General features: G+C 39.1%; 22 protein-coding genes and 1 pseudogene. 11 read left to right on the top strand and 12 right to left on the bottom strand.

Annotation, left to right across the window (positions count from 1 at the left end; translation table 11 throughout):
- Window positions 1–91 precede the first annotated feature (91 nt).
- The gene (ahcY, locus tag FTV17_RS05160) at window positions 92–1474 is read right to left on the bottom strand and encodes an adenosylhomocysteinase (protein ID WP_004814998.1); all 1383 of its coding nucleotides are present in this window, start codon (window positions 1472–1474) and stop codon (window positions 92–94) included.
- A gap of 386 nt (window positions 1475–1860) precedes the next feature.
- On the opposite strand from ahcY, the pseudogene FTV17_RS05155 reads away from it, so the two are divergent.
- A pseudogene (locus FTV17_RS05155) lies at window positions 1861–2706 on the top strand (DUF4917 family protein); the annotation flags it as partial.
- Window positions 2707–2820: 114 nt separating this feature from the next.
- Window positions 2821–3330, top strand: coding sequence for a cysteine peptidase family C39 domain-containing protein (locus tag FTV17_RS05150; RefSeq protein ID WP_179998447.1), 510 nt, complete (start codon window positions 2821–2823; stop codon window positions 3328–3330).
- 131 nt (window positions 3331–3461) lie between these two features.
- Here the strand turns inward: FTV17_RS05150 and FTV17_RS05145 are convergent, their stop codons facing one another.
- Complete coding sequence (locus FTV17_RS05145; RefSeq protein WP_179998446.1) at window positions 3462–3974, bottom strand: tetratricopeptide repeat protein; 513 nt, start codon at window positions 3972–3974, stop codon at window positions 3462–3464.
- Window positions 3975–4266: 292 nt separating this feature from the next.
- On the opposite strand from FTV17_RS05145, the gene FTV17_RS05140 reads away from it, so the two are divergent.
- Window positions 4267–5865: a bifunctional 3-(3-hydroxy-phenyl)propionate/3-hydroxycinnamic acid hydroxylase gene (locus FTV17_RS05140; RefSeq protein WP_179998445.1), complete on the top strand. Its 1599-nt coding sequence runs from the start codon at window positions 4267–4269 to the stop codon at window positions 5863–5865.
- A 78-nt stretch (window positions 5866–5943) separates the two neighbouring features.
- On the opposite strand, the gene FTV17_RS05135 is transcribed toward FTV17_RS05140, so the two are convergent.
- From FTV17_RS05135 to FTV17_RS05120, 4 genes are all read right to left on the bottom strand, one after another.
- Complete coding sequence (locus FTV17_RS05135) at window positions 5944–6837, bottom strand: LysR substrate-binding domain-containing protein (RefSeq protein WP_179998444.1); 894 nt, start codon at window positions 6835–6837, stop codon at window positions 5944–5946.
- A gap of 155 nt (window positions 6838–6992) precedes the next feature.
- Window positions 6993–7331, bottom strand: coding sequence for a DUF3325 domain-containing protein (locus FTV17_RS05130; protein WP_179998443.1), 339 nt, complete (start codon window positions 7329–7331; stop codon window positions 6993–6995).
- Window positions 7332–7336: 5 nt separating this feature from the next.
- Entirely contained in the window at window positions 7337–9115 is a 1779-nt protein-coding gene (locus tag FTV17_RS05125) for a PepSY domain-containing protein (protein WP_179998442.1), read from the bottom strand.
- Window positions 9116–9118: 3 nt separating this feature from the next.
- Complete coding sequence (locus FTV17_RS05120) at window positions 9119–9472, bottom strand: hypothetical protein (protein WP_035265656.1); 354 nt, start codon at window positions 9470–9472, stop codon at window positions 9119–9121.
- 162 nt (window positions 9473–9634) lie between these two features.
- On the opposite strand from FTV17_RS05120, the gene rutD reads away from it, so the two are divergent.
- The 7 genes from rutD to FTV17_RS05085 all read left to right on the top strand — a co-directional run bounded on the left by rutD (window position 9635) and on the right by FTV17_RS05085 (window position 15891).
- Window positions 9635–10429: a pyrimidine utilization protein D gene (gene rutD / locus FTV17_RS05115; protein ID WP_179998441.1), complete on the top strand. Its 795-nt coding sequence runs from the start codon at window positions 9635–9637 to the stop codon at window positions 10427–10429.
- Window positions 10430–10729: 300 nt separating this feature from the next.
- Window positions 10730–11842, top strand: a complete 1113-nt coding sequence (gene rutA, locus FTV17_RS05110) for a pyrimidine utilization protein A (protein ID WP_179998440.1) — start codon at window positions 10730–10732, stop codon at window positions 11840–11842.
- Window positions 11839–12588 (top strand): pyrimidine utilization protein B, encoded by a 750-nt coding sequence (rutB, locus tag FTV17_RS05105; protein WP_179998439.1) that lies wholly within the window; start codon window positions 11839–11841, stop codon window positions 12586–12588. The genes rutA and rutB overlap by 4 nt, the downstream gene beginning before the upstream one ends.
- A gap of 33 nt (window positions 12589–12621) precedes the next feature.
- Window positions 12622–13002, top strand: a complete 381-nt coding sequence (gene rutC / locus FTV17_RS05100) for a pyrimidine utilization protein C (RefSeq protein WP_179998438.1) — start codon at window positions 12622–12624, stop codon at window positions 13000–13002.
- Window positions 13003–13072: 70 nt separating this feature from the next.
- Window positions 13073–13612: an NADH-dependent FMN reductase RutF gene (rutF, locus tag FTV17_RS05095; protein WP_257219888.1), complete on the top strand. Its 540-nt coding sequence runs from the start codon at window positions 13073–13075 to the stop codon at window positions 13610–13612.
- A gap of 28 nt (window positions 13613–13640) precedes the next feature.
- A complete protein-coding gene (gene rutG / locus FTV17_RS05090; protein WP_179998436.1) occupies window positions 13641–15011 on the top strand; it encodes a pyrimidine utilization transport protein G in 1371 nt (456 codons plus the stop codon).
- Between the two features lie 13 nt (window positions 15012–15024).
- Entirely contained in the window at window positions 15025–15891 is an 867-nt protein-coding gene (locus tag FTV17_RS05085; protein WP_179998435.1) for an NAD(P)-dependent oxidoreductase, read from the top strand.
- A gap of 72 nt (window positions 15892–15963) precedes the next feature.
- On the opposite strand, the gene FTV17_RS05080 is transcribed toward FTV17_RS05085, so the two are convergent.
- From FTV17_RS05080 to lipA, 4 genes are all read right to left on the bottom strand, one after another.
- Entirely contained in the window at window positions 15964–16347 is a 384-nt protein-coding gene (locus FTV17_RS05080; protein WP_179998434.1) for a carboxymuconolactone decarboxylase family protein, read from the bottom strand.
- Window positions 16348–16397: 50 nt separating this feature from the next.
- Window positions 16398–17579, bottom strand: coding sequence for a thiolase family protein (locus FTV17_RS05075; protein ID WP_092766019.1), 1182 nt, complete (start codon window positions 17577–17579; stop codon window positions 16398–16400).
- Between the two features lie 258 nt (window positions 17580–17837).
- Window positions 17838–20312: an acyl-CoA dehydrogenase gene (locus FTV17_RS05070; protein ID WP_179998433.1), complete on the bottom strand. Its 2475-nt coding sequence runs from the start codon at window positions 20310–20312 to the stop codon at window positions 17838–17840.
- Between the two features lie 282 nt (window positions 20313–20594).
- Entirely contained in the window at window positions 20595–21608 is a 1014-nt protein-coding gene (lipA, locus tag FTV17_RS05065) for a lipoyl synthase (protein WP_035265671.1), read from the bottom strand.
- A 210-nt stretch (window positions 21609–21818) separates the two neighbouring features.
- Here lipA and sthA point away from each other — a divergent pair, with 210 nt between their 5' ends.
- Entirely contained in the window at window positions 21819–23234 is a 1416-nt protein-coding gene (sthA, locus tag FTV17_RS05060) for a Si-specific NAD(P)(+) transhydrogenase (RefSeq protein WP_179998432.1), read from the top strand.
- A 74-nt stretch (window positions 23235–23308) separates the two neighbouring features.
- Here sthA and chrA read toward each other — a convergent pair whose 3' ends face one another.
- Window positions 23309–24514, bottom strand: a complete 1206-nt coding sequence (chrA, locus tag FTV17_RS05055; RefSeq protein WP_179998431.1) for a chromate efflux transporter — start codon at window positions 24512–24514, stop codon at window positions 23309–23311.
- 124 nt (window positions 24515–24638) lie between these two features.
- The gene (locus FTV17_RS05050; protein ID WP_179998430.1) at window positions 24639–25502 is read right to left on the bottom strand and encodes a pirin family protein; all 864 of its coding nucleotides are present in this window, start codon (window positions 25500–25502) and stop codon (window positions 24639–24641) included.
- Window positions 25503–25523: the final 21 nt, after the last annotated feature.

Raw genomic sequence — 25523 nt, 5'->3', positions numbered from 1 at the left:
AAGGGACTTTCATTGAGATAGCATTATTGTGAACTATGCCTCTAATGAAAGTTCCTCTCCTAACAGGAGAGGTTAGGAGAGGTGAGAAAATTTAGTATTTATAAGCGTCAGATTTGAATGGACCTTCAACAGCAACCCCAAGGTAGTCCGCTTGTTCTTGAGTCAATTGAGTCAAAACACCACCGAAACCTGCAACCATTGCTGCAGCAACTTCTTCATCTAATTTCTTAGGAAGAAGTTCAACACGGATCGCAGCTTGTTTTTGGTCTTCAGGAAGATCAGCAAATTTCTCTGCGAACAAGTGCATTTGACCTAAAACTTGGTTCGCAAAAGAACCGTCCATCACGCGTGATGGGTGACCAGTTGCATTACCAAGATTTACTAAGCGACCTTCAGAAAGAAGAATCAGGTAATCGTTTTCATTTTCTGAACGATACACTTGGTGAACTTGAGGTTTCACTTCAACCCACTTGTAACCACGTAAGTAGTTGGTATCGATTTCAGTGTCGAAGTGACCGATGTTACAAACTACTGCACCTGCTTTTAATGTATCAAGCATTGCAGCGTCACAAACGTGGTAGTTACCAGTTGTTGTTACGATTAAGTCAGTGTTTAGAAGAAGGTCAGCGTTAACGTCTTCTTTTTTACCTGTTTGTACGCCGTTTTTGTATGGAGAAACCACTTCGTAACCGTCCATGCATGCTTGCATTGCACAGATAGGATCGATTTCAGAAACACGTACGATCATGCCTTCTTGACGAAGTGATTGTGCAGAGCCTTTACCTACGTCACCGTAACCAATTACAAGCGCACGACGACCAGATAACAGCATGTCAGTTGCACGTTTGATGGCATCGTTTAGAGAGTGACGGCAACCGTATTTGTTGTCATTTTTAGATTTAGTTACTGAGTCATTTACGTTGATCGCAGGTACTTTCAATGAACCGTCTTTCCACATTTCGAGAAGACGTTGAACACCTGTTGTTGTTTCTTCAGTAATACCGTGGATTTTTGCGAGTACTTCTGGGTATTTTTCATGAACAAGCGCAGTTAAGTCACCGCCGTCGTCCAGAATCATGTTGGCATCCCAAGGCGTACCATTTACATTAATTTGTTGTTCAAGACACCACATGTATTCTTCTTCAGTTTCGCCTTTCCAAGCAAACACAGGAACACCTGAAGCTGCAATAGCTGCCGCAGCGTGGTCTTGAGTTGAGAAAATGTTGCAAGATGTCCAACGAACTTCAGCACCAAGCTCTACCAAAGTTTCGATAAGAACAGCTGTTTGGATTGTCATGTGGATACAACCCAAAATTTTAGCACCAGCAAGTGGTTTAGCCGCAGAGTAACGCTTACGCAGACCCATAAGGGCTGGCATTTCAGCTTCTGCAAGTTTGATTTCTTTACGGCCGTAGTCAGCAAGTGAAATATCGGCAACTTTGTAATCTGTAAATGAAGCATTAACCGCGTTCATCACGATCTCCTTATAAAAAACAAAAATTGATCATTATGTTCGCGGATGCCGTTGTTGGTCGATCTGAGCAGATTGACCGATCGTCGAGCCTGGCGCTTTTACATTTTGTACTTGTAAAACGTCGCAGCATCCCTCGACTAGGGCAGTATTGTACTTGGATTTAGTTTTAGTTCCAATCTGAAATTGGTTAATATCTGTTTAAGAAGAGTTTTTTTGGGAGTCTAAATTAGATGGGAAAGTTGCCTCAATATGAAATTAATCAATGGAGTGAGATTAGTTCCGATTATGAAAAGCGCGATTTACTCATTGGAAATGGTGCTAGCATAGCATTGCATCAAGAATTTAATTTTGAATCATAAAAAAAATATGCTGAATCCCCGAATTGTATGCGTGATAAATCATTATTTGACGATGACGTATCTAAGCTATTTGCGAAATTTGAAACAGACGATTTTGAGAAAGTACTTAGATTTGTGTGGCATGCAAAATTAGTTAATAAATTTTTAGATGTTAACGATACTGCTACAGATAAAGCTTATGAAAATATTAAACAAGCATTAATTAGCGTTGTTAAAGAGGTTCATTGTTTGCATTGTTTGCATTGTGATATTGCTGATGAATTGCCTAGGCTTTATCGGTTTACTAAACAGTTTAGAACGATTGTGTCTCTGAATTACGATTTAATTCTGTATTGGGTTCGAATGTATGGTGAAAGCCTACAAGATGGCCATACATTTAAAGATGGGTTTAAAAATGGAGGAGATATTTATTGGGATTGGGAATCTTTAAAACACCCCTATTACTTAGAGCCCGAACAAAAAGATATAACGAGAACGTTCTATCAACATGGCAATTTATCGATTTTTCGTTTTGCAAATGATATTGAGCGAAAAGTTAAAAGAAGAAGTAACTCTGACCTATTGGAAATAGTTGCAGAAAATTAGACTGATCAAAATATTCCACTTTTTGTAGCTGAAGGTACTTGCGACAGAAAAATGGAGTCGATTAGAAGTAGTAAATACTTGAGTAAGATATATTATGAAATTCTCCCCGAGTTTCTAACTCATGGGAAAAATTTAGTAATTTATGGTTGGGGAATGGGAGAGCAAGAAACTCATTTAATTGAACAAATATTTGGTAAAAGTGGAAATGCTATAAAGAAAAAGGGGAAAGTAGCTAAATCTATTTTTAAAAATGATCAAGAAACTTGTCATCGTATAGCATCAATATTGAATAAGATTTCGGATAAAATTGAAGTAGAGTTTTTTGACAGTCAAAGCTCAGCTTGTTGGAACAATCCTGAAAAAAGAATAATAATATGCTTAAAAATCAATTTAGAAATTTATATGTCTTCTAATATCCCATCTGAACTCGCCAATCTAGAAGCCAATGCTGGTATTTATGCCGTATGGATGCTCTTTCAACATCTTGGGTTAGACCCAGATATTGAACAACTAAAAGAAGTCTGTGGTTATGTAGAAGGTGATGGAACGACCACGATCGGTCTAGCGGTGGGACTTAAAAAATTTGGCTTAGATGTGGAATTTACCACAGATGAAGACAATGCACTTCAAGAGCAAGAAAAGCAAAGCTATTTAGAAGCTGAAAAACTTGCGCTAAAAATATCCCCCGCAATCAGCTATCAAGATATTCAAATCGCATTTGATGCCAATAAGTTCGTGATCGTGTATTACGATACTTTAGAAGGCATTGGTAATCATTCATTGGTATATGACATCAATGAAGAAGAAATCTGCTTTTTTGATAGCTTTGAAGCAATGCCTAAAAAAGTATTTGAACAGCAAAGGGCAGTAGACGGGATCTGTAGACAAGCCATCATCGCTGAAGTTAATTAATATCTAAAAGTAAGTCAATATCTTATAGTGTGTTGCTATTTTAAGGTATGTTATAGTTTAAAAAGTCTAAAGTAGCTCAATAAAAAGCCTTCAATCATGAAGGCTTTTGAGACAAAAAAACGAGATTTATCTTAAGTGCATGATTGAGCTTTTTCCTGCCAATAATCAGCTTTTTCCTCGTTTACATCCACACCTAAACCATGTGCATAGATGGCAGATAAATCACGCATTGCTTGAGTATCACCAAGTTCAGCGGCTTGAGTCACCAATTCAACAGATTTTTGTAAATCTTTTTCAACGACATTACCACGACGGTAATAACCTGCGAGCTCTAAAATCGCAGCAGCATGTTGATGTTTACTTGCTTGCGTGAGCCAGTTAAAACCGTACTCAAAGTTTAGTTTTGCATCCTCAGGATCTTCTTCTAAAACTTCTTTCGCATAATGGGTATAACCTTCCCCTAACCAGTACATCGCTTCGACATGACCCAATTGACCAGCACGTAAAGCCCATTCTTCTGCAAGCGCAATGTCTTCATCATGTTCACTCGTCATATAAAGTTCAGCAAGTTCAAATTGAGCAGCGGCATTACCTGCATGAGCACGATTTTCGAGAGCAATCGGGACGGTAACACGTTTAGTCATAGTGGGATTCCATGGCTTCAAAGCGAAGCAAAAAATATTAAAGTTGTTCCCTTATTATACTGTAAAACTGATTCAAAGCTTGAGTAGTATGGTTCGAGCCTATTTACTAAGATATTTTGTAGATGAATTACAAATTCAACTATAGGTAAAAGCTATAGATGAGCGACATAAATTAAGGTTTTTTGATGGAATTGAAGTAAAAGTGATAATTTCTTAAATTTCATAAGACCTTAGCATAACTTTTTCCTATGCTGAAAATCCTCTCTAATGCGAATATTAGAGGAGATTGACCATGTCACAGACCAACACTTATTCAGCAGATGTGATCGTACTTGGTGCAGGCCCAGTCGGTTTAACGATGGCGAACGGCCTTGGCCTTGCGGGCTTAAAAGTAAAAGTGATTGAACAGCTCGATCAATTGATTGATTATCCTCGTGCAATTGGTATTGATGATGAATCTCTAAGAACAATGCAATCGATTGGCTTGATCAACAAAGTATTGCCGCATACCACTCCCGATCATGCGATGCGTTTTCTTACGCCTTCAGGCCGTTGTTTTGCAGATATTCAACCTAAAACACGTGAGTTTGGTTTCCCTCGTCGTAATGCATTCGTACAACCTTATGTTGATGCAGAATTATTGGAAGGTTTAGAACGTTTTGATGATGTGGAAGTACTTTTTTCTCGTCAACTTCAAAGTTTTAAGCAGACTGAAGATCAAGTTGAAGTTCAAATCCAAAATAAAGATAAAACAATTGAATATATAACTGCAAAGTATCTTGTGGCATGTGATGGCGGTAATAGCTACGTTCGCCGTATGTTGAATATTCCTTTTGAAGGTAAAACTGCACCAAACCAATGGATTGTTGTCGATATTGCAAACGATCCATTGGCGACACCACATATTTACTTATGTTGTGATCCAGTACGTCCATATGTGTCAGCGGCTTTACCACATGGTATCCGTCGTTTTGAATTTATGGTGATGCCAGGGGAGACGCAAGAGCAACTGAGTCAACCTGAAAACATGGCTAAACTTTTATCCAAAGTATTACCAAACACTGAAAATATCGATGTGATCCGAAATCGTGTTTATACCCATAATGCACGTATTGCCAGTAGATTTAAAGATGGGCGTATCTTACTTGCGGGAGATGCAGCGCACATCATGCCAGTATGGCAGGGACAGGGTTATAACAGTGGAATGCGTGATGCATTCAATTTATCTTGGAAACTGGCTATGGTTGTACAAGGTAAAGTAGATGCTAAAGTTCTAGATTCTTATCAAGAAGAGCGTCATGATCATGCCAAAGCGATGATTGATTTATCTGTTACAGCAGGCCATGTGCTAGCTCCGCCTAAAAAATGGCAAGGAACTGCGCGTGATGCTATTTCATATGTTCTAAATTACATTAAACCAGTTAAACAATATTTGTTGGAAATGCGCTTTAAGCCAATGCCACAATATAAATCTGGTATTTTGGTTGGACAGGTCAATAAGACATCGCCAATCGGTAAAATGTTTATTCAACCTAAAATGCAAGACAGCACAGGTCAGGTGAAATTACTGGATGATTTTATTGGTCAAGGCTTTGCTATTATTGCTTGGGGAGTAGATCCGACTTGGGGACTCACACCAACAAGTATTCAAAAATGGAAAGCCTTGGGTGTGAAATTTATTAAAGTCGTTCCACCTGAACAATTGAACACTGATGCTCATGATGATGAAATATTGACACTTGGGGATACAGAGCATGCGATTCGAGCATGGTTTGGTCGTACTCAATACTCGATGGCATTTTTAAGACCAGATAAATTTGTCGCGGGTTTAAGTATTCCTCAGACAAGCGAAGAGCTCAGTCAAAAACTATTTGATAAACTTGGCGTTTAATCAAAAAGTTTAAGACTAATCTAAAAAAAAAACCTGCAAATTTGCAGGTTTTTTATTTTTAAAATAGTGTTCAAATTTTTAAAAAATATGACAATGAAAGTGTTGGCTAAGAATATCTTTGACAGTTTGCAAATGCTTACTTTGATCTTGCTTTCTGAAACTCAAATATAAGCTGATATTCGGTAAATCGATTTCAGTTGATTTAATTAAGACATTTTCACTGAGCAAGCTTTCAACATATTTTGGAACAATGGTCCAACCGACTTGCATCGCTACAAGATTAATATTCATTAAAATATTACTCGAGTATTGAGCAACTTGAATAGATGTATTTAGGGCTTCAAAAATATTTTGAATTTTTTGGAACAAAATCGGTGAGGCAGTTTCCTCGCTCATGATAAATTTTTGGGCAATTAAATCCTGTTTTGAAATACAGTCTAAATGCGCATGGGCTGAATGACGAGGAATCAGCAAGATCAGAGGCTCACTGAACAATTCGATAGAGGCAATATGCTCATCATCGATACATTGGCGAGTGAATGCGACATCAATTTTTTGATCACGAAGTGCTTGGATTTGATGTACACAGCTCAAACTATGAAATTGAATATCTAAATCAGGCTGTTGTGCACGAATAATAGGCATGACATAAGGAAAAATTTTCATTTCTGCCACAGGTAAAAAGCCAATATTTAATTTATTTTTCTTGGTATTCGCCATAATTTGAATCTTGTGTTTGGCGTCTTGAGCAAGTTTCAAGATATGTCGAGCATCTTTTAAAAAAGTTTCACCTTCCTCTGTGAGCGATAAGCTTCTGCTTTTACGAATCAGCAGGGATGTACCTAATTCCGCTTCAAGATCTTTAATTTGCTGACTTAAAGAGGGCTGCGCTATAAAAAGTTTTTCTGCAGCACGCGTAAAATTAAGCTCTTCGGCAACTGAGACGAAATATTTCAAATGTCGAAGTTCCATGCGTACCGATCCTTAATCGCCATAATAAATGAGGTTGATTATACGTTTGAATTGCTAGAACTTCAGCGTGATTCACGTTTAAAGCTAATGTAAGAAGAATAAAACCGACCCATATTGAAATGAAATATGGGCCGGTTTTTTTATCAAGTAAAGTATTAAATGATTGAGAAGATCATGCTGATGAATCCAATAAAGGATACGCCCAAAATGATTTTTTTCATTTTTGACTCAAAATAGGTCAGACAAAGTGCAACAAAAAGTGCAGCGAATGTCAGTACACCAACCCAATAACTCATCATATTACTGACTTGTCCTTTGCTCATGCAGAGGATAAGCCCTAACGACAGGAATCCCCATCCAACCATTGAGGCTATTTTCTGATGTTTAGTACTCAATGTTTGACCAAAAACTTGTTTTTGATGCTTTTGCATTGCACTGGCTAAACCTATAAAACCTAAAGTACAAACTGCCCAAATGAGGAGAAAAAAGCTCATGGTGATTACCCCTCTACCTTAGGTAAAACTTGACTCTTTTTTAATGGAGTTTCTTGATGATTTTGAACTTTGTAAAGTGCAAAATAAAAAACCACTGCTAAAACTATCATCGCCAGATCGAACGAAGCGATAACCCATTGTCCGTGAGCTATAGAACACCATAAAGGTTGACCACCTGTGATAAAGTTTACAAGCGGAAGTAAAGCAAAAAGCAGGGTAGCGAGACTCAGTAATTCAAGCCAAGCTTGGCGATGGGTGCGAAAAACAGCATAAACCAGTGTGAAGAGCCACACGATAAATAATGTACGGATTTCCCAGTTTATACGCATTTCCATATCAGCAGGGATAAAACGGTTTGCATAAAAATAAGCTGCACAAGCAATTGGTAAGCCAATAATCGCAGCGATGTTGGTAATCTCGACCGTACGATAGCCAAAGGATTTATAACCTTGTTTTGCTTGTTGAGGTGCACGTTTGACGCACCATAAAATTAATCCTGTTGCGACCATTAGCGTGCCAACGATACCAGAAAAAAAGAGTATCCAACGTAAGGCTAAATCAACTCCTCGTGCTTCATGTAGAACAGTGACAACATTGTAAATGCCATTGGGAATAGAAGGATTTTTGAGTTGAGCGGAATCATCTGTAATGTTTTGACCTGTCACACCATTGAAGTCTAAAGTTTCATATACGCCACGATGAGCGATACTTGCGCCGTGTAAAGCACGTAACTCAATGGTCGCCTTAGATGTATTTGGTGCTTTAATCGTGATTGAACCAATCGGATTGTTTTTCCACTTCGCTTCAGCTTGAGTGAGGATCGGGGCAATATCTGTAAGTGGTGCAGGTTCAGCTTTACGATCTTGGTTTCGAGTACGTCGACCTTCACCTCGATTCTTTCTCTCACCATCCATGTTGTTAGCATGTTCATTTGATGCTGACTGCGTACCACGAGCCTCAATTTCTGTACGAGCATTCATCATTGAGCGCTCATTTCCTTGCGGTTGACCAGTACGAGTCTGACCTTCTGATTCTGCTGGATTTTGAATTAAGGATTTTCGTTGGTCTTGTAGAAAGGCGCCACGATTGTCATAAATTTGCTGTACCCCCCACGGCATGATGGTAAACAATAATAAAAGTAAACCACTAAAAGTGATCATGATATGAAAGGGAAGTGCGAATACAGCTGTTGCATTATGTGCGTCTAACCAAGAACGCTGTCCTTTACCTGTTCTAAAGGTAAAGAAATCTTTAAAGATTTTCTTATGGGTGATGATGCCACTAATAATTGCAACAAGCATAAACATAGTTGCTATGCCCACAATCCAACGTGACCATATACGTGGCATTCCGTATAATTCAAAATGGAAACGATACAGAAAACTACCACCACGGGTTTCACGTGCTTCTAATACTTCACCTGTGGCACTGTCAATCGTCACACGTTCACCACCGCGACGAGCATTGGGATCTTCTCCGACACTCCTGATATTCAGTGTGGTGTAATTTTGACGAGCATTGGGTAATTGAATTCCCCAGCTCCCTGCATCAGCATGATTATTCTGCAAATATTGCAGAGCCACTTGCGTCTGCTCAAGTTGAGATTGGCTTGGAATCGATTGGTGATACTCGGGTTTCATCCATGTACTGATTTCTGCTTGGAAAAAACTCAAAGTACCGGTTACAAAGATGGCATACAGCAACCATCCTAGTATCAAACTAGCCCAAGTATGTAACCATGACATAGACTGGCGTGGGCCTTCAGCTTTGGCATCACTTCTCATGAATTAGTTCCCCATGATTTTATAGATGAGAAATAAAGCAAGACTAGGTAAGACGATGCCCAATGTAGCTTTTCTGGTTTTGTGAACCATAAAAACCCAAATAAACGCTGCACACTGTAAACAGAAAGCAATGAGCGTTGCTGACATCGCTGCGCTAGATTGATATGTGCTAAATGTTTGTGCAATCACGATAGCAGAGAGGGATGCAAGCAAATAACCTCCAATACCCGCCAATAAAAAACGATAGAGCACCATCAGGCGATAACTGATAGAAACTGATTTAGTAGTCTTACGAGTTTTTTTTACTTGATTCCCAAGTGTTAACTCGCCTGGTAGTTCGAATTCTGTACTGTTCATAAAAGTAAGAAAGTGTGAGTGTATGTAATTATTGTAAATGATAACAATTATTGTTTATCTTTAGAATTATAAATTTAGCATTTAGAAATAAATTTTTAATTGAATTAGCTTGGGCATGTTAATTGCAGCGTTGTAGTTATTTTTTATCGATAGGTAAAATTTATGACGTATCAAGTTTTTTACTGCAAAGCTAATCCTGATGCTCAATTTGTGTTGTTATCTTCAGGGTTAGGAGGGCATGGACATTTTTGGCATCCACAATTAGATATATTGACTCGATTTTTTCATGTTATTACATATGATCAAGAAGGATGTCATGCAGATGCTGCATTACTAGCACCAACTTATTCAATGACCGATATGGCAATGCAAGTGTTACAGATTTTAGAGGATCTAAAGATCGATGAATTCCATTTTATCGGTCATGCTTTAGGTGGGCATATTGGAGCGGAGTTAGCCGGTTTAATTCAAAATACAAAATTGGAAATGTTGAGTTTGACCAGTATTAATGCCTGGGACTCACTAGACCCACATACGCTCAAATGTTTCGAAGCTCGAGAATCGTTATTACAAAATGCTGGTGCAGAGGCATATGTTAGAGCTCAAGCATTATTTCTTTATCCACCCGTATGGATCTCTGTTAATATCGATCAAATACAACAAGCAGAAAATAATCAACTCCGAAACTTTCCACCAAAAGAGAATGTACTGAGACGTCTGAAGGCTTTAAAGGAATTTAAAATAACAAATGAACATATCACCGCACTTCAACGAACTCCAATTCACTTGATTGCAAACCGTGATGATTTCTTGGTTCCAGTACATAAGACTCTTGATCTTCAGAAAAATTTTGTACATGCACAATGCTCAATTTTTGATGTAGGTGCACATGCTTCTACTGTGACTGAGCCAAATATCACTAATCAGGCACTTATTCAATTTCTTCGATCACTCTAGCATTTGAAACTTTTCAATTGCATATAAAAACCCACGATTGAGATCGTGGGTTTTTTAATTATTTTACCAAATGGTATTTTTTGGAACATCATGTGCACTTTTTTATGACGTTATTTAGGAGTAATGGGTATTGGGATTATGTGATTAATTTATCATAAGGTAAAATATAAAATTATTAAGTTGTTGTAATATATAATAAAATAATAATTGGCACATCATTTGCTAAATATCTAATACAAGCTTGAAAGCTTAATCCTACTAAATCAAATTTAACTGATCGTTAAATTAGGAGTGTTAGATATGAAAATTGGTGTCTTTTGTCCGATCGGAAATAATGGCTGGTTACTCTCAGAAAATGCTCCTCAATACAAACCAAGTTTTGAGTTAAATAAAAAAATTGTCCAACGCGCAGAGCATTACGGTTTTGACTTTGCGTTGTCTATGATCAAGCTGCGTGGTTTCGGGGGTAAAACTGAGTTTTGGGATCACAACTTAGAAACTTTTACGCTTATGGCGGGTCTTGCTGCAGTCACCAGTAAAATAAAAATTTATGCAACAGCTGCGACGCTAGTGATGCCACCTGCCATAGTTGCACGCATGGCATCTACGATTGATTCAATTTCGAATGGTCGTTTCGGCCTAAATGTCGTCACAGGTTGGCAAGCGCCAGAATATACCCAAATGGGCATGTGGCCCGGTGATGAATATTTCGGAAAGCGTTACGAATACTTATCTGAATACGTACAAATTCTGCGTGAATTATGGGCAACAGGTAAATCTGATTTTAAAGGTGACCATTTCCAAATGGATGATTGCCGAGTTAGCCCACGCCCGCAAGCAGAGATGAAAATTATCTGCGCTGGTCAATCGGATACAGGTTTGGAATTTTCTGCTCAACACGCTGATTACAATTTTGTTTTTGGTAAAGGACTTAATACACCAACAGCATACGCAGAAATCAACGATCGTTTAAAAGCAAAAACAGATATTACGGGTCGTGATGTTCAAACCTACGTTTTGTTCATGATTATCGCTGCTGAAACAGACGAAGAAGCGATGGCGAAGTGGCAATATTACAACGATGGTGCTGATATTGAAGCGATCAACTGGTTAATGAATCAAGGCGGAAAAGATACTAAATCTGGTGCAGATACTAATATTCGTCAAATGGCTTCATCAGTATCACCAGTCAACATCAATATGGGGACGTTGGTGGGTTCTTACGAAAGTATCGCAAAAATGCTAGATGAGATTAGTGAGGTAAAAGGAACTGAAGGCATATTACTGACATTTGATGATTTTGTTGAAGGTGTTGAAAGTTTTGGACAACGGATTCAGCCGCTTATGAAATGTCGTGAACATGTTGTGGTTGAAGGAATGAGTTCAGAACCTGTGTTGGAGAAAATCGCATGAGTCATTTAGAAAATACCGTTGAAGCTGGATTTACTGCACAAGCGGGAACGGGTGTAAAACTCAAAGCCGAACCGGAAAATATTGTGCTTGCACCAGAGCAAACAGCATTAATCGTGATTGATATGCAAAATGCGTATACATCAAAAGGTGGTTATTTAGATCTTGCTGGGTTTGATGTGTCGACGACAAAACCTGTGGTTGAAAATATTAAAAAGGCAGTTTCTGCAGCACATGATGCTGGTATTCAAGTGATCTATTTCAAAAACGGTTGGGATAATCAATATCGTGAAGCAGGTGGTATTGATTCACCAAACTTTCACAAATCAAATGCACTGAAGACCATGCGTAAGCGTCCTGAGCTACAAGGCAAATTGTTAGCAAAAGGGGATTGGGATTTTGAGTTGATTGATGAGTTGGTGCCAGCTCCTCAAGATATTGTGATTGAAAAGCCTCGTTATAGTGGATTCTTTAACACAGCGCTAGACAGCATGCTCAGAGTGCGTGGAATTCGTAATTTGGTTTTTGTTGGTATCGCGACCAATGTATGTGTTGAATCGACGCTCAGAGATGGTTTCTTTCTAGAATATTTTGGCGTGGCTTTAGACGATGCCTGTCATCAAGCAGGACCAAAAGAAGGCCATGTCGCAAGTATGTACAACATAAAAACCTTCTTTGGATGGGTGTCGGATACAGAAAGTTTTGTCAGTAGTTTTGCAGATCAACCAACACTCGCTGAAAGCGCATAAATATTTATAGATTCTAAAATTAGGAAATAAGTCATGTCAAAAGAAGTCATTATTCCAGTGGATTCAGGTAAGCCACTCGCACCGTATTCGCCAGCAACTAAAGCAGACAACATTGTCTATGTTTCAGGCACTTTGCCTTTTGATGAAAACAACAATGTAGTTCATGTTGGAGACGTAGCAGCACAGACACGCCATGTCCTTGAAACAATAAAGAAGGTCATCGAAACTGCTGGCGGAACAATGTCGGACATTACTTTCAACCATATTTTTCTGACAGATTGGGCAAACTACGCTGCAATGAATGAAGTATATGCCGAATATTTTCCAAATGCAGAACCAGCTCGTTACTGTGTTCAAACAGGATTAGTCAAACCTGATGCACTCATCGAAATTGCTTCGATTGCTCATGTTTAATTTGAAAGCTTTCATCACCCTATTATGAGTCCCTCACTGACTGTTTAGGCGATGAGGGATGGAGAACACTATGAATGCAAATGTGAAATCAATCAATTTACCCGAGGCAGTGAGTGCCACACTCAACATTGACCAACAGGTTTTTAGACAAGGAATGTCGAATTTAGGTGCAGCTGTCAATGTCATTACTACAGCTGGTCTAGCAGGAAAAGCTGGCTTCACAGCTTCAGCTGTATGTAGTGTGACAGATACGCCACCAACATTGCTGGTATGTCTAAATCGATCAGCATCAGTATTTGAAACATTTAAAAGTAATCAGGTTTTGTGTGTCAATACTTTAAGCAGTAGTCAAAAGCATTTATCGAATGTGTTTGGGGGTAAAACTCCAATGGCAGAACGTTTCGAAAAGGGGGACTGGTCAACATTAGTCACAGGTGCACCTATTTTAGAAGGTGCGCTAGTGAGTTTTGATTGTGAAGTCGTACAAAGTTTATCGGTAGGCAGTCATGATGTTTTGTTCTGCCATGTAAAGGGGATGAAACAGCAAGCGGGTGAAAAAGCCCTCATGTATTTTAACCGCGCATATTGCGAGCCAGTTCCAATGGTCTAAAACAGCATGCTTGATCAGGAGAAGGTCGATGAGCACAAAAGAAACATGGTTTCCAAAATTTAAACCTTTCCAAGGAAATCTAGACACGACCGCAGTTCAAGTAGATGAGTACTTGCCGCCAGGTAAAAGTATGGTATTGGGGCTGCAGCATGCATTTGCAATGTTTGGAGCAACAGTACTTGCCCCTTTACTGATGGGTTTCGATCCGAATCTTACAATGTTTATTACGGGTATTGGGACAATATTATTTTTCCTAATGACTGGGGGGCGTATGCCGAGCTATTTAGGCTCGAGCTTCGCTTTCATTGGAGCAGTCATTGCTGTCACTGGTTATACCGGTGTTGGCTTAAATCCAAACTTAGGCTTAGCACTTGGCGGTACCATTGCATGCGGTATTTTGTACGCCTTGATCGGTTTGATCGTGATGAAAACTGGCACAGCATGGATTGAAAAATTGATGCCACCAATTGTGACTGGAGCAATTGTGATGATCATTGGTTTGCATTTAGCACCAATGGCGATCAAAAGTGTCTCTGCTAATCAGTTTGATTCATGGATGGCTCTAATCACGATTATTTGTATTAGTGTAATCGCCGTATTTACTAAGGGCATGATCCGTAGATTATTATTGCTCATTGGCTTAGTGGCTTCTTACTTTATTTATTTTTTACTCACCAATGTTTTGGGTTTTGGTACAGCGATCGATTTTACTAAAGTCAGTGAGGCAGCTTGGTTCGGTTTACCTACTTTTCATGCGCCAGTGTTTGAATTTAATGCAATGCTGCTTATTGCTCCCGTAGCGATCATCTTAGTTGCAGAGAATCTAGGACATTTCAAAGCGGTATCTGCAATGACTGGACGTAATCTTTCACCATATATGGGACGAGGTTTCTTTGCTGATGGTGTATGTACGACCTTGTCTGCATCAGTGGGTGGAACAGGAATGACGACATATGCTGAGAACATTGGTGTGATGGCGGTAACCAAAATTTATGCGACCACCATATTTTTATTTGCTGGCGTATTTGCAATTTTGCTAGGTCTATCACCAAAATTTGGCGCGGTTATTAGTACGATTCCTGTCGCATTATTAGGGGGAGCTTCGATTGTTGTTTTCGGTCTGATTACAGTGGCCGGTGCTAAAATTTGGGTGGACAACCGCGTAGATTTTACCAAAAACAGTACTTTGTTGATTGCTGCTGTCACCTTAATTATGGGGACAGGCAATTATAGTTTACAAATTGGCAATTTTGATTTGGGTGGAATAGGGACTGCAACATTAGCGGCTATTTTATTGAATCTTTTCTTAAATCGCGAAGATAAGAATGTGCAAACAGTAGAACTCGAAAACGAACCGCATTCAGCAGAAGCAACGGCACTCCCTAACACTCAAATTTGAGGTGAAATTAAAAATGAAAATTGCATTTATCGGTTTAGGTGCTATGGGATGGCACATGGCGAGCCATTTACCAAAACTAGGATTTGAAGTTTTAGTTTGGAACCGTAATTTTGAAAAAGCAGAAGCACATGCACAAACATTTGGTACTAAAGCGACCTCTGTCGATCAAGCAGTGAAAGCAGATTTTATTTTCAGTTGCTTACCCACCAGTGCAGATGTCGAACAGCTTATTGCTCAAAATCCTCCGGTCAAGGGGAGCGTATGGATCGACTGTACCAGTGGTGTACCTGTAAGTGCTTTAAAACTTGCAAATCAGTTGAAATTTAATGGTGTTGAATATTTAGATGCCCCCGTTTCTGGGCAAACTATAGGTGCTGAAAAAGGGACACTGACGGTAATGGTTGGAGGTGATTTCGATGCTTATAAGCTTGCAAAACCGATTATTCAGGCATTTGCAGGATTAATTGAATATGTCGGGGAGAGTGGTTCTGGATTTGCTGTTAAAGCGGTGAATAATACGTTGATGGCAACCCATCTATGGGCACTTGCAGAAGGATTGACGGTATTAAAGTCAAAAGGAGTAGATTTGAATAGTGCATTGAATTGTATTAATCATTCTAGTGGTAAAAGTTCAATGTCTGAAAATATTATGGCGCAACGTGTCTTGAGTCGTGCATTTCCAAAAACTTTCGCCTTAGATCTTTTACAAAAGGATATTGGAATTGCGACCGATCTAATTCAAGAGCAAGCGTTGAATTTGCCAACGATGCAACTTATACAAAATCAGTATGTGCAAATTGAAAAAGTGAAAGCCCAAGATTCTGATTTTTCAGCTGTGGTTCAGGTGCTTGAACATCAATCTAAAATTGAATTAAGTTAAATCTAGCGTCGAAATACCTTATAAAACCGCTTAATGTAGATTAAGCGGTTTATCTATGAATGCTCAATGAGATTAGCTTTGTTGATATTCATTAATGACTTCTAACGCGGCTCTAAATGCTTCTTGGGTAGCTGGAGCACCACAGTACGGCAAGCTGTGCAAAAGAACCTCTTGGATTTCTTCAACAGTTGCGCCGTTGTTTAAAGCGCCACGTACATGACCTTTAAGTTCTGTTGGGCTTTTTTGGGCTGTTAAAAATGCAATCGTGATTAACGAACGATACTTGCGCGGTAAAACACCTTCACGTTGCCAAGTTGAACCCCATGCATGCTCATTAATCCAATCTTGAAGTGGTTGAGTAAATGGAACTGTATTGTCTTGTGCACGTTTGACAAAAGTTTCTCCCATCACTTCTGTACGAACTTTTAAACCATTTTCATAATCTTGTTTTGACATTTTTTTCCTCATAAAAAAAGCGCATCTTGAGATGCGCTATAGCATAAATATTAAGCTGGGATTTCAATCGCAATCGCAGTTGCTTCTCCACCACCAATGCAAAGTGCGGCAACACCTTTGGTTTTACCTAAGCGTTTTAATGCATGGATGAGAGTCAAAATAATTCGTGAACCTGATGACCCCAATGGATGTCCGAGTGCACAAGCTCCACCATGGATATTCACTTTTTCAGGATCTAAATGAAAAGCATCAATCGCTGCCATAGTTACCATCGCAAACGCTTCATTAATTTCCCATAAATCTACGTCTTCAACAGTCCAGCCCGCTTTGTTTAAAACTTTTTCTATTGCACCAACAGGTGCGATGGTAAATTCTGATGGGTGTTGAGAATGAGTTGCGTAAGCTTTAATCGTTGCTAAAGTTGAAAGCCCTTTTGATGTTGCGTGTTCAGCAGAAGTGACTAAAAATGCTGATGCACCATCACTAATTGAACTGGCATTGGCTGCAGTAATTGTACCGTCTTTAGCAAATGCTGGGCGTAGCGTAGGAATTTTATCAATTTTTGCTGTAAATGGATTTTCATCTTGTGCAACGATGACATCGCCTTTACGTGAACTTACTGTAACGGGTGTGATTTCATCTTTAAAATAATTATTTTGAATCGCATTCTGAGCACGAGTTAAGGAGCGAATCGCGAAATCGTCTTGTTGTTCACGTGTGTAGTTTTTCTTATCTGCCATTTCTTGAGCAAGAATACCCATTGAATAGCCAGTTTCAGCATCTTCCAAACCTTCTTGGAACATGTGATCAATCACTTTGCCATGTCCCATACGGTAACCTGCGCGTGCTTTGTCCATGAGATAAGGTGCATTCGACATGGATTCCATTCCGCCAGCGACAATAATATTTGCCGAGCCAGCTTTAATGGTATCTGCAGCTTGCATCACGGCTTTCATGCCAGACCCACAGATTTTATTGATCGTTGTTGCACCTACATGATCTGGTACACCTGCAATTCGCATCGCTTGACGAGCAGGACCTTGTTTTAATCCCGCAGGTAAAACACAGCCCATAATCACTTCATCTAGTTGGTCTGCAGCAAGCTTAGATTGATCAAGTACGGCTTTAATGACTTCAGCACCAAGTTGCGGGGCTGTTAAGCTTGAAAGTCCTCCCTGAAAGCTACCCATAGCGGTACGGCTACCTGCAACTAATACGATTTCTTGACTCATAGCGTTGATCCTTGTCCTGTAGTTTATATGATTCAAATGCGTGTCAATTTCATATGTTCAAAATTTAATGACAGCTATTTTATTAGTTGTAATCACATTATCATAAAAAATGAATAAAGATTCATTATTTTGTTTTCATTTAATTTCGCTTATTTTGATGTTGTTTTCTATAACACCATAGTGGAATGAAATATAAAAAGTGGAATAAAAAATAAAAAACGACCCTTTAGGATCGTTTTTTCAGAAGCAATTGAGTGACTAGTATTGTGTAGAATTTGACAGAGCCTGAGCGTGAGGGTTCTCAAGTTCTAAACTCTGGTTAAGTTCAGTATCGAAAACATCAGTCAACATACTGTCAAAACGTTTAGCGTTATATGTAAGCAATCGATCTGCTTCAGCTTGAGTGATGAAATTCTCCTTAAGAGCAGATTCAATATGCTCTTCGAAAGTCAGACCTGTAAATTGGCCTTTGGATTCAGCTTTTTTAAACTTATTCCATAATTCCTCAATTTGAAGCAACATTTGGAATGTAGACTCCATGCGCCCATTGACATCATCAGGATCAGTGCTATAGAAGACATGTTTTTTTAATTCATTGCGGAAAGCATTTTCCTGAAGAATTAGTTCACCTAATTTAAGTTTCAAGGCATCCGATGGTTGAGCAATAGGACGACCAAAAGGGAAACAAATGAGTTTGACTAAGCTTGCGGCGATTTTTACAGGGAAGTTATCAAAAAGGCCATAGAATGCTTCTTGAGATGCATATAGTGCTTTCTCAAGTGCGAGTTTAGCATGCAGTTGTTCAGCTTCAGTACGTTGACCATTTTCATAAAATTTAAGAATTGCAGTCGCGATAAATAAATGTGAATGCATATCTGCCAATCGTCCAGACAGCATTTCTTTACGTTTGATATCACCTGCAAGGAGGCCTAAGCACATATCTGCGACTAAGGCAAAATTAGCACTCAAACGATTAATGGTTTTGTAGTAGGGGCGACTGAAATCATCAGCTTTTGCTGAGCCTTCTGTTGATCCACCTATAAAACCATAAGCAAATGATTTAGCGGTTCGATTGAATGTATAACCCAAATGCTTATAAAGAATGTCATTAAACTCTTTTAAGGCTGCATCTTTATTTTCTGCTTGTAAAAGTTGTAATTCTTCAAATAAATAGGGATGACAACGCATCGAACCTTGACCAAAAATCATCAGTGAACGACTCAGAATATTGGCACCCTCAACAGTAATCGAAACAGGGATCGCTTGGTACATGAGCGCCAAGAAGTTACGAGGACCCATTTGGATAGCACGGCCGCCCACAATGTCCATACTATGATTAACAATCTTACGCATGGTCTCAGTTGCGTAGTATTTTGCCATTGCGGTCATAACTGCGGGCTTACCCCCTTGGTTTAAACCACAAGTGACTAAGTAACGGAAAGCTTCGAGCATATAGGTATCGCTAGCGATATCACTTGAAACCTCTTGAACACCTTCGAATTTACCGACTGAAATTTTGAATTGTTGACGGACACGAGCAAAGGCGCCGACATTTAAATAACACATTTCACCTGCAGCTGTTGATAGTGCTGGAAGAGAAATACCGCGGCCAACTGCCAGACATTCCATCAGCATACGCCAGCCTTTACCTGCATTTTCTACACCACCAATAATCCAATCCAGCGGAATGAAGACATCTTTACCATCCACGGTACCATTCATAAATGGCGAACCTGGATTATGGCGTGCTCCTACAATCACACCTTCATGATCAGCTGGTAATAGGGCACATGTGATTCCGTATTCAGTTTTGTTTTTATCACCTAGTAAACCTTCAGGGTCATATAATTTGAAAGCTAAACCGACCACCGTAGCAACAGGGGCAAGTGTAATCCAACGTTTGGAAAAATTCATTTTTAGGCCAAGAACTTCTTGTCCTTCAAATTGACCATAACAAACCACACCTGTGTCAGGAATTGCACCTGCATCTGAACCTGCTTCAGGGCTTGTTAAACCAAAACATGGAATTTCTTCACCTTTTGCTAAACCTGGTAAATAACGATTCTTTTGATCTTCAGTACCGTAGTGTAAGAGTAATTCTCCTGGACCTAAAGAGTTAGGCACCATACAACTGACAGCAGTGGTAAGTGAGCGCGAGGCAATCTTACTCATGATACGGCTTTGCGCAAATGAGCTGAATTGTTTACCGCCGTATTCTTTAGGGATAATTAAACCCAGAAAACCTTTGGATTTAATAAATGACCAGACTTCTTCAGGGAGGTCTTTACGATGATGGTGAATATCCCATTCATCCAGCATCTGGCAGAGCTGTTCGACTTCATGATCGATAAATGATTGTTCTTCTTCAGACAGCGTGGGGTACGGATACTGATCAAATTTCTTCCAGTCTGGTGCCCCCATAAATAATTCTTTTTCCCACCAACTGGTTCCTGCATCCAATGCTTCACGCTCGGTACTACTCATTGTTGGCATTGCATTGGCTAGAGCTTTATAGGCAGGTTGTGTAATAAATTTCATCCTTAACGTATCAATACTGACAATCAATGAAATTAGGATAAAAGGAATACCGAGTATCAGCGACCAAGGGCTGATCAACGCGACTAAAATAGATACGACTGTGAGTATGATAGCCCCAGAAGTTCTTGAGAATTCGAAATAAAAAATAGCCCAGAGTGTTATAAATAGAATAATTAAACTGAGTATAAAAAACATTATGAACTGCTCCATTTATGATTTGGTCATGGAGCCAATACCCACAGTAAATTTAATCAAAGCACAAACATCAGATCTACAGAGATATTGGATCATGAAATGTGAAACGAAAGCGTTGAGTTCTAAAACGGACGCATATTAATACTTATATTGGATAAGATTGTTTGAAAAATATTCAAAATTCAAGCTGAAGAGAGATAAGAAATGTGTCAATAAGTAATTGAGAATTATAAAAACCACAAACAAAAAAGCCCTCATACGAGGGCTTTAAAGTAAGAAGAATTATGCTTCGATTGTTTGAACAGTAATTTTCTTTGCAGGATCAGCTTTACGACGAACTGCTGGTACTGGTTCGCCATAGTATTGACGATCAGCAAAATAACTTGAACGTACCATTGGTGCAGCCCAAATATTTTTAAAGCCTAATTTTTGTCCATGTGCTGTATAGCGTTCGAACTCTTCAGGTGTGACGAATCGATCAATTGGTGCATGTTCTTTCGATGGTTGTAAATATTGACCAATCGTTACGTAGTCAACATCGTGTGCTTTGAGGTCATCAAGAAGTGCGAGCACTTCTTCTTCAGTTTCGCCAATACCTACCATCAAGCCACATTTAGTTGGAATATCTGGGCAGTATTCTTTGAACATTTTAAGAAGATTTAAGGAATGTTGATAGTCTGAACCTGGACGCATTGCTTTGTATAAACGTGGTACGGTTTCAATGTTGTGGTTAAACACATCTGGAGGACATTCCGTCATGATGCGTAATGCAACATCCATACGACCACGGAAATCAGGTACTAAAATTTCCAATAATGTATTAGGACTTAAAGCACGCGCTTCTTTAATACAATCAACAAAGTGTTGCGCTCCACCATCGAGTAGATCATCACGGTCTACAGATGTTATAACAGCGTATTTCAAACCTAAGTTTGCAATTGTCTCAGCCATGTGGCGTGGTTCATCTGGGTCTAATGCATTCGGACGACCATGTGCCACATCACAAAATGGGCAACGACGTGTACAAATGTCACCCATAATCATGAAAGTTGCTGTACCACCACCAAAACATTCAGGAAGGTTTGGACATGCAGCTTCTTCACACACTGTATGTAATTTTTGTTCACGTAAAGTTGATTTAATGCGTTGAACCTCTTCTGGGGCAGCCATTTTGACGCGAATCCAGTCTGGTTTACGAGGTGCTTCAACCGTAGGAATCACTTTTACAGGAATACGTGCAACTTTCTCAGCGCCACGAAGTTTTTCACCCTGTACTGGTTTACGGTTTTCTGACATATTCAACGATTCCACTAATGTGTGACGGGAGGAAATATTAAAAATAGGTCTCTTATTATAGCGAATTTATGCATAAATTGGGCAAAAACGATATTCATAAAATAAATGTGGCTATCAAGCAATATATGGTATTGAAATACAGCAAATGTGTGCATTTTCAGTCATAATATAAGTTAGATAAATGAAGAGATAATTGTATAGGAGCATTGAATGCCGCGTAAGAAAGAGGTCGTGAGTGGAACCTTTGTCAAATATGATGCAGTCGTTTTAGGTTCAGGCCCTGCTGGTGAAGGTGCGGCAATGAAACTTGCCAAATCAGGCAAGCGCGTTGCAGTAGTTGATATGCGTGAACAACTTGGTGGTAACTGTACTCATGTAGGAACCATTCCAAGTAAAGCTTTACGTCAAACGGTTTCTAGCATTATCCGTTATCAACGTGATCCAATGTTCCAAAAAGTGGGTGATTGGAAACAATTCACCATGAAGCAAGTGCTTCGTAATGCGCATAAAGTGATCCAACAGCAAGTGGATACACACTCGCGTTTTTATGACCGTAACCGCATTGATATTTTCCACGGTCGTGCTTATATCCAAGATCAAAATACGGTGGTGATTTTCACGCCTGAAGGTGTGAAAGAAACGATTATTTTTAAACAGTTGGTGATTGCGACAGGTAGTCGTCCATATCGTCCTTCAATTTTAGATTTCAATCACCCACGTGTGTTTGATTCTGACAAAATCTTAGATCTAGATTTTTCAATTCAAAAAATCATTATTTATGGCGCTGGTGTCATTGGCTGTGAATATGCATCTATCTTTATTGGCTTAGATCACAAAGTTGATTTGATTAATACTCAGCATAAATTACTGAGCTATTTAGATGACGAAATTGCTGATGCATTGTCATATCACTTACGTGAACAAGGTGTATTGATTCGCCACAATGAGCAGATTGATCACTTAGAAACATTTGATGATCATGTGGTGTTGCATCTTGAAAGTGGCAAGAAAATTAAAGCTGATGCAATTCTATGGTGTAATGGTCGATCTGGTAATACAGATGGTCTTGGCTTGGAAAATGTTGGTATCAAACCAAACAGCCGCGGACAATTATCAGTGAACGAGCTGTATCAAACTGAAGTTGAAAACATTTATGCTGCGGGTGATGTGATTGGTTGGCCGTCTCTAGCTTCAGCTGCATATGACCAAGGTCGTTGTGCTGGCGCGATTATGAGCGGTGAACAAGGTATCCAACCCGTGGTTGATATCCCTACTGGTATTTATACCATTCCAGAGATTTCATCAATTGGTAAAACTGAGCAGGAATTAACTGAAGAAAAAATTCCTTATGAAGTTGGTCAGGCGTCTTTCCGACACCTCGCTCGTGCACAAATCACGGGTGATACAGTGGGTGAGTTAAAGATTTTATTTCATCGCGAAACCTTAGAAATTTTAGGTGTGCATTGCTTTGGTAATAATGCTTCTGAAATTATTCATATTGGTCAAGCCGTGATGAATAGTCCGAACAACACGATCAAGTATTTTGTTGAGACAACGTTTAACTACCCAACGATGGCTGAAGCTTATCGCGTAGCAACGTTAAACGGGATGAATCGCTTGTTCTAAGGCGACTTGATGACAAAAAAACTCGCAAGTTCAGGCTTGCGAATTTTTTTATTTTTTGCATTTAAGTTTGATCTTTAAATTACAAAATACAATAAAGCTCCATAGCTAACAAAGCTCGCTAATAAAGAGATGATGACAGGGATTTTTGATCTCAGTAAAAGAATGACAATGCCGATAAAAATAAAATCATAAATTGAGTGTAGATGTTTTTCAGCCATTTGAGCAATTAAACAGAGTAATAATCCGATAACCGCTGCATTAATAGCAGCTACGGCTGCGGCAATCTTTTTGTTTTTGACCCATTTTGACCAATAAGGGAGCGTGCCGAAAATAAGCAGAAATGAGGGCAGGAAAATTATACTGGTTGCAATCGCAGCGTTAAGTAAAGGCGATGCGGTAAATCCTAAATATGTGCCAACGTATCCTGCAAAGCTAAATAAAGGGCCTGGAATAAGTTGAGCAAATGCATAGCCTAAGTCAAATTGTTCCGCAGTGATGTGTTGAGTAAGCACAAAATCTTCATACATGAGTGGCAGGATGATATGACCGCCCCCAAAAACCATTGAAGCAGTGTGATAAAAGCTTTCTATATTTCTAAGCAAGCTTGATGAATAGATAAATTGCAGCGCAGGAAAAAAAATAAATAAAGCGACAAACAGGATGAGCCAGAGATAATGATATTTTGAAGATGTCTGAGTTGTTTTTAAACGAGGTGATGGCTGAGATATTCCTTTTTTTGTAAAAGCTAATCCAATGAATCCAGACACTAAAATTAAGAAAATTTGACTATAGCTCCACTGTATAAAATAAATAAAAAAAGTAGAACTCAGCATCAGGACATACTGCCAAATTTCAGTACAGAAGCTTTTGAACATTTGTAAAAAAGCCCAAATGACGACGGCTAATACAATCAAATGGATGATGTGAAAGAGTTCAAGAGGTACATCGGAAAAAAAATATTGACCAAAAATAGCAAATGAGGTCATTAGAATGAAGGCGGGAAATGTAAATCCTAACCAAGCAATAACGCCCCCCCAATATCCTTTGGATAAATATCCTATCGATAACCCCACTTGACTACTGGTCGGACCTGGCAACAATTGTGCTAATACGACCAATTGTCCATATTCATGAGAGCTTAGCCATTTGAGTCGATCAACAAAAGTGCGATGAAATAACACCAAATGCGCTGCAGGACCACCAAATGAAATACATCCTAATTTTAGAAAAATAAAAAATAATGTTGATAAGCTAACTTTAGGAAAAGTATCTGATTTCATTTAGTAATCGTATGTTGTTTTTGAACTAAGTCTAATAGGGGATTATGACAGGTATTTGAAATGAATGAAGGTGTGATGAGAAGTATGCCTTATCATCAAAACGATAAGGCTTGTGGGTGTTAAATTAAGCAAAATTTCCATTTTTGAAATCATCAAATGCTTGCGCGATTTCTTCCTGAGTATTCATGACGAAAGGACCGTGGGCAACAATGGGTTCATTCAATGGTTCACCACTTAAGGAAAGAATTTTCGCCTTACGATGAGCAAATATTTCGACCTCTGTTGATTTTGGATCAAGATAAAGCGTTTGCATGGCTGTATAGAGCTGACCATCAATCTCAACTTCTCCATCAAGGATGAAAATCAGGTGATTCCAGTTTGGCATAAGATTTAATGGAAGGTGTGCTCCATGATTAAGTCTAATGTCATAAACATTCATGTTGCTAAATGTTTGAGCTGGTCCTTGATAAACAGTTGAGCCAATTTGATATTGACCAGCAATAACACGAATCTTGGTTTGCTCATCGTGAGATAAAACTTCAGGAATGTTTTGCTTAGTCAATTCCTGATATCTCGGCTCAGTCATCTTTGCATGCTGTGGTAGATTTACCCAAAGTTGAACCATATCCAAAACTCCGCCAGTTGTTGCAAAAGCTTCTGAATGGTGTTCTTCATGCAGAATACCTTTACCTGCGGTCATCCATTGCACTTCGTTTGGACCAATTTTTCCATGATTGCCTTTTGAGTCACGATGCTCTAATTCGCCGTCATAGACAATCGTCACCGTTTCAAAGCCACGGTGGGGGTGTAAACCAACACCGCGTTGGTGGTGACTTGGAGAAAATCGATATTGACCTGTATAACCCATTACCAAGAATGGGCTGGTATGATTTCCTATTTCGTGCATGGGTAACATGGAGTTTGTTGGAAAACCATCACCCACCCATGTGCTTCGATCGCTGGTATAAACTTTCTGAACTTGTGTCATTTGTATTCCTCTATATATCGT

The sequence above is a fragment of the Acinetobacter sp. YH12239 genome (assembly GCF_013417635.1).
In the GTDB taxonomy this organism is placed as follows: Bacteria; Pseudomonadota; Gammaproteobacteria; order Pseudomonadales; family Moraxellaceae; genus Acinetobacter.
Note: the sequence above shows the minus strand (reverse complement) of the source record. Positions and strands in the feature narration are given on the sequence as shown.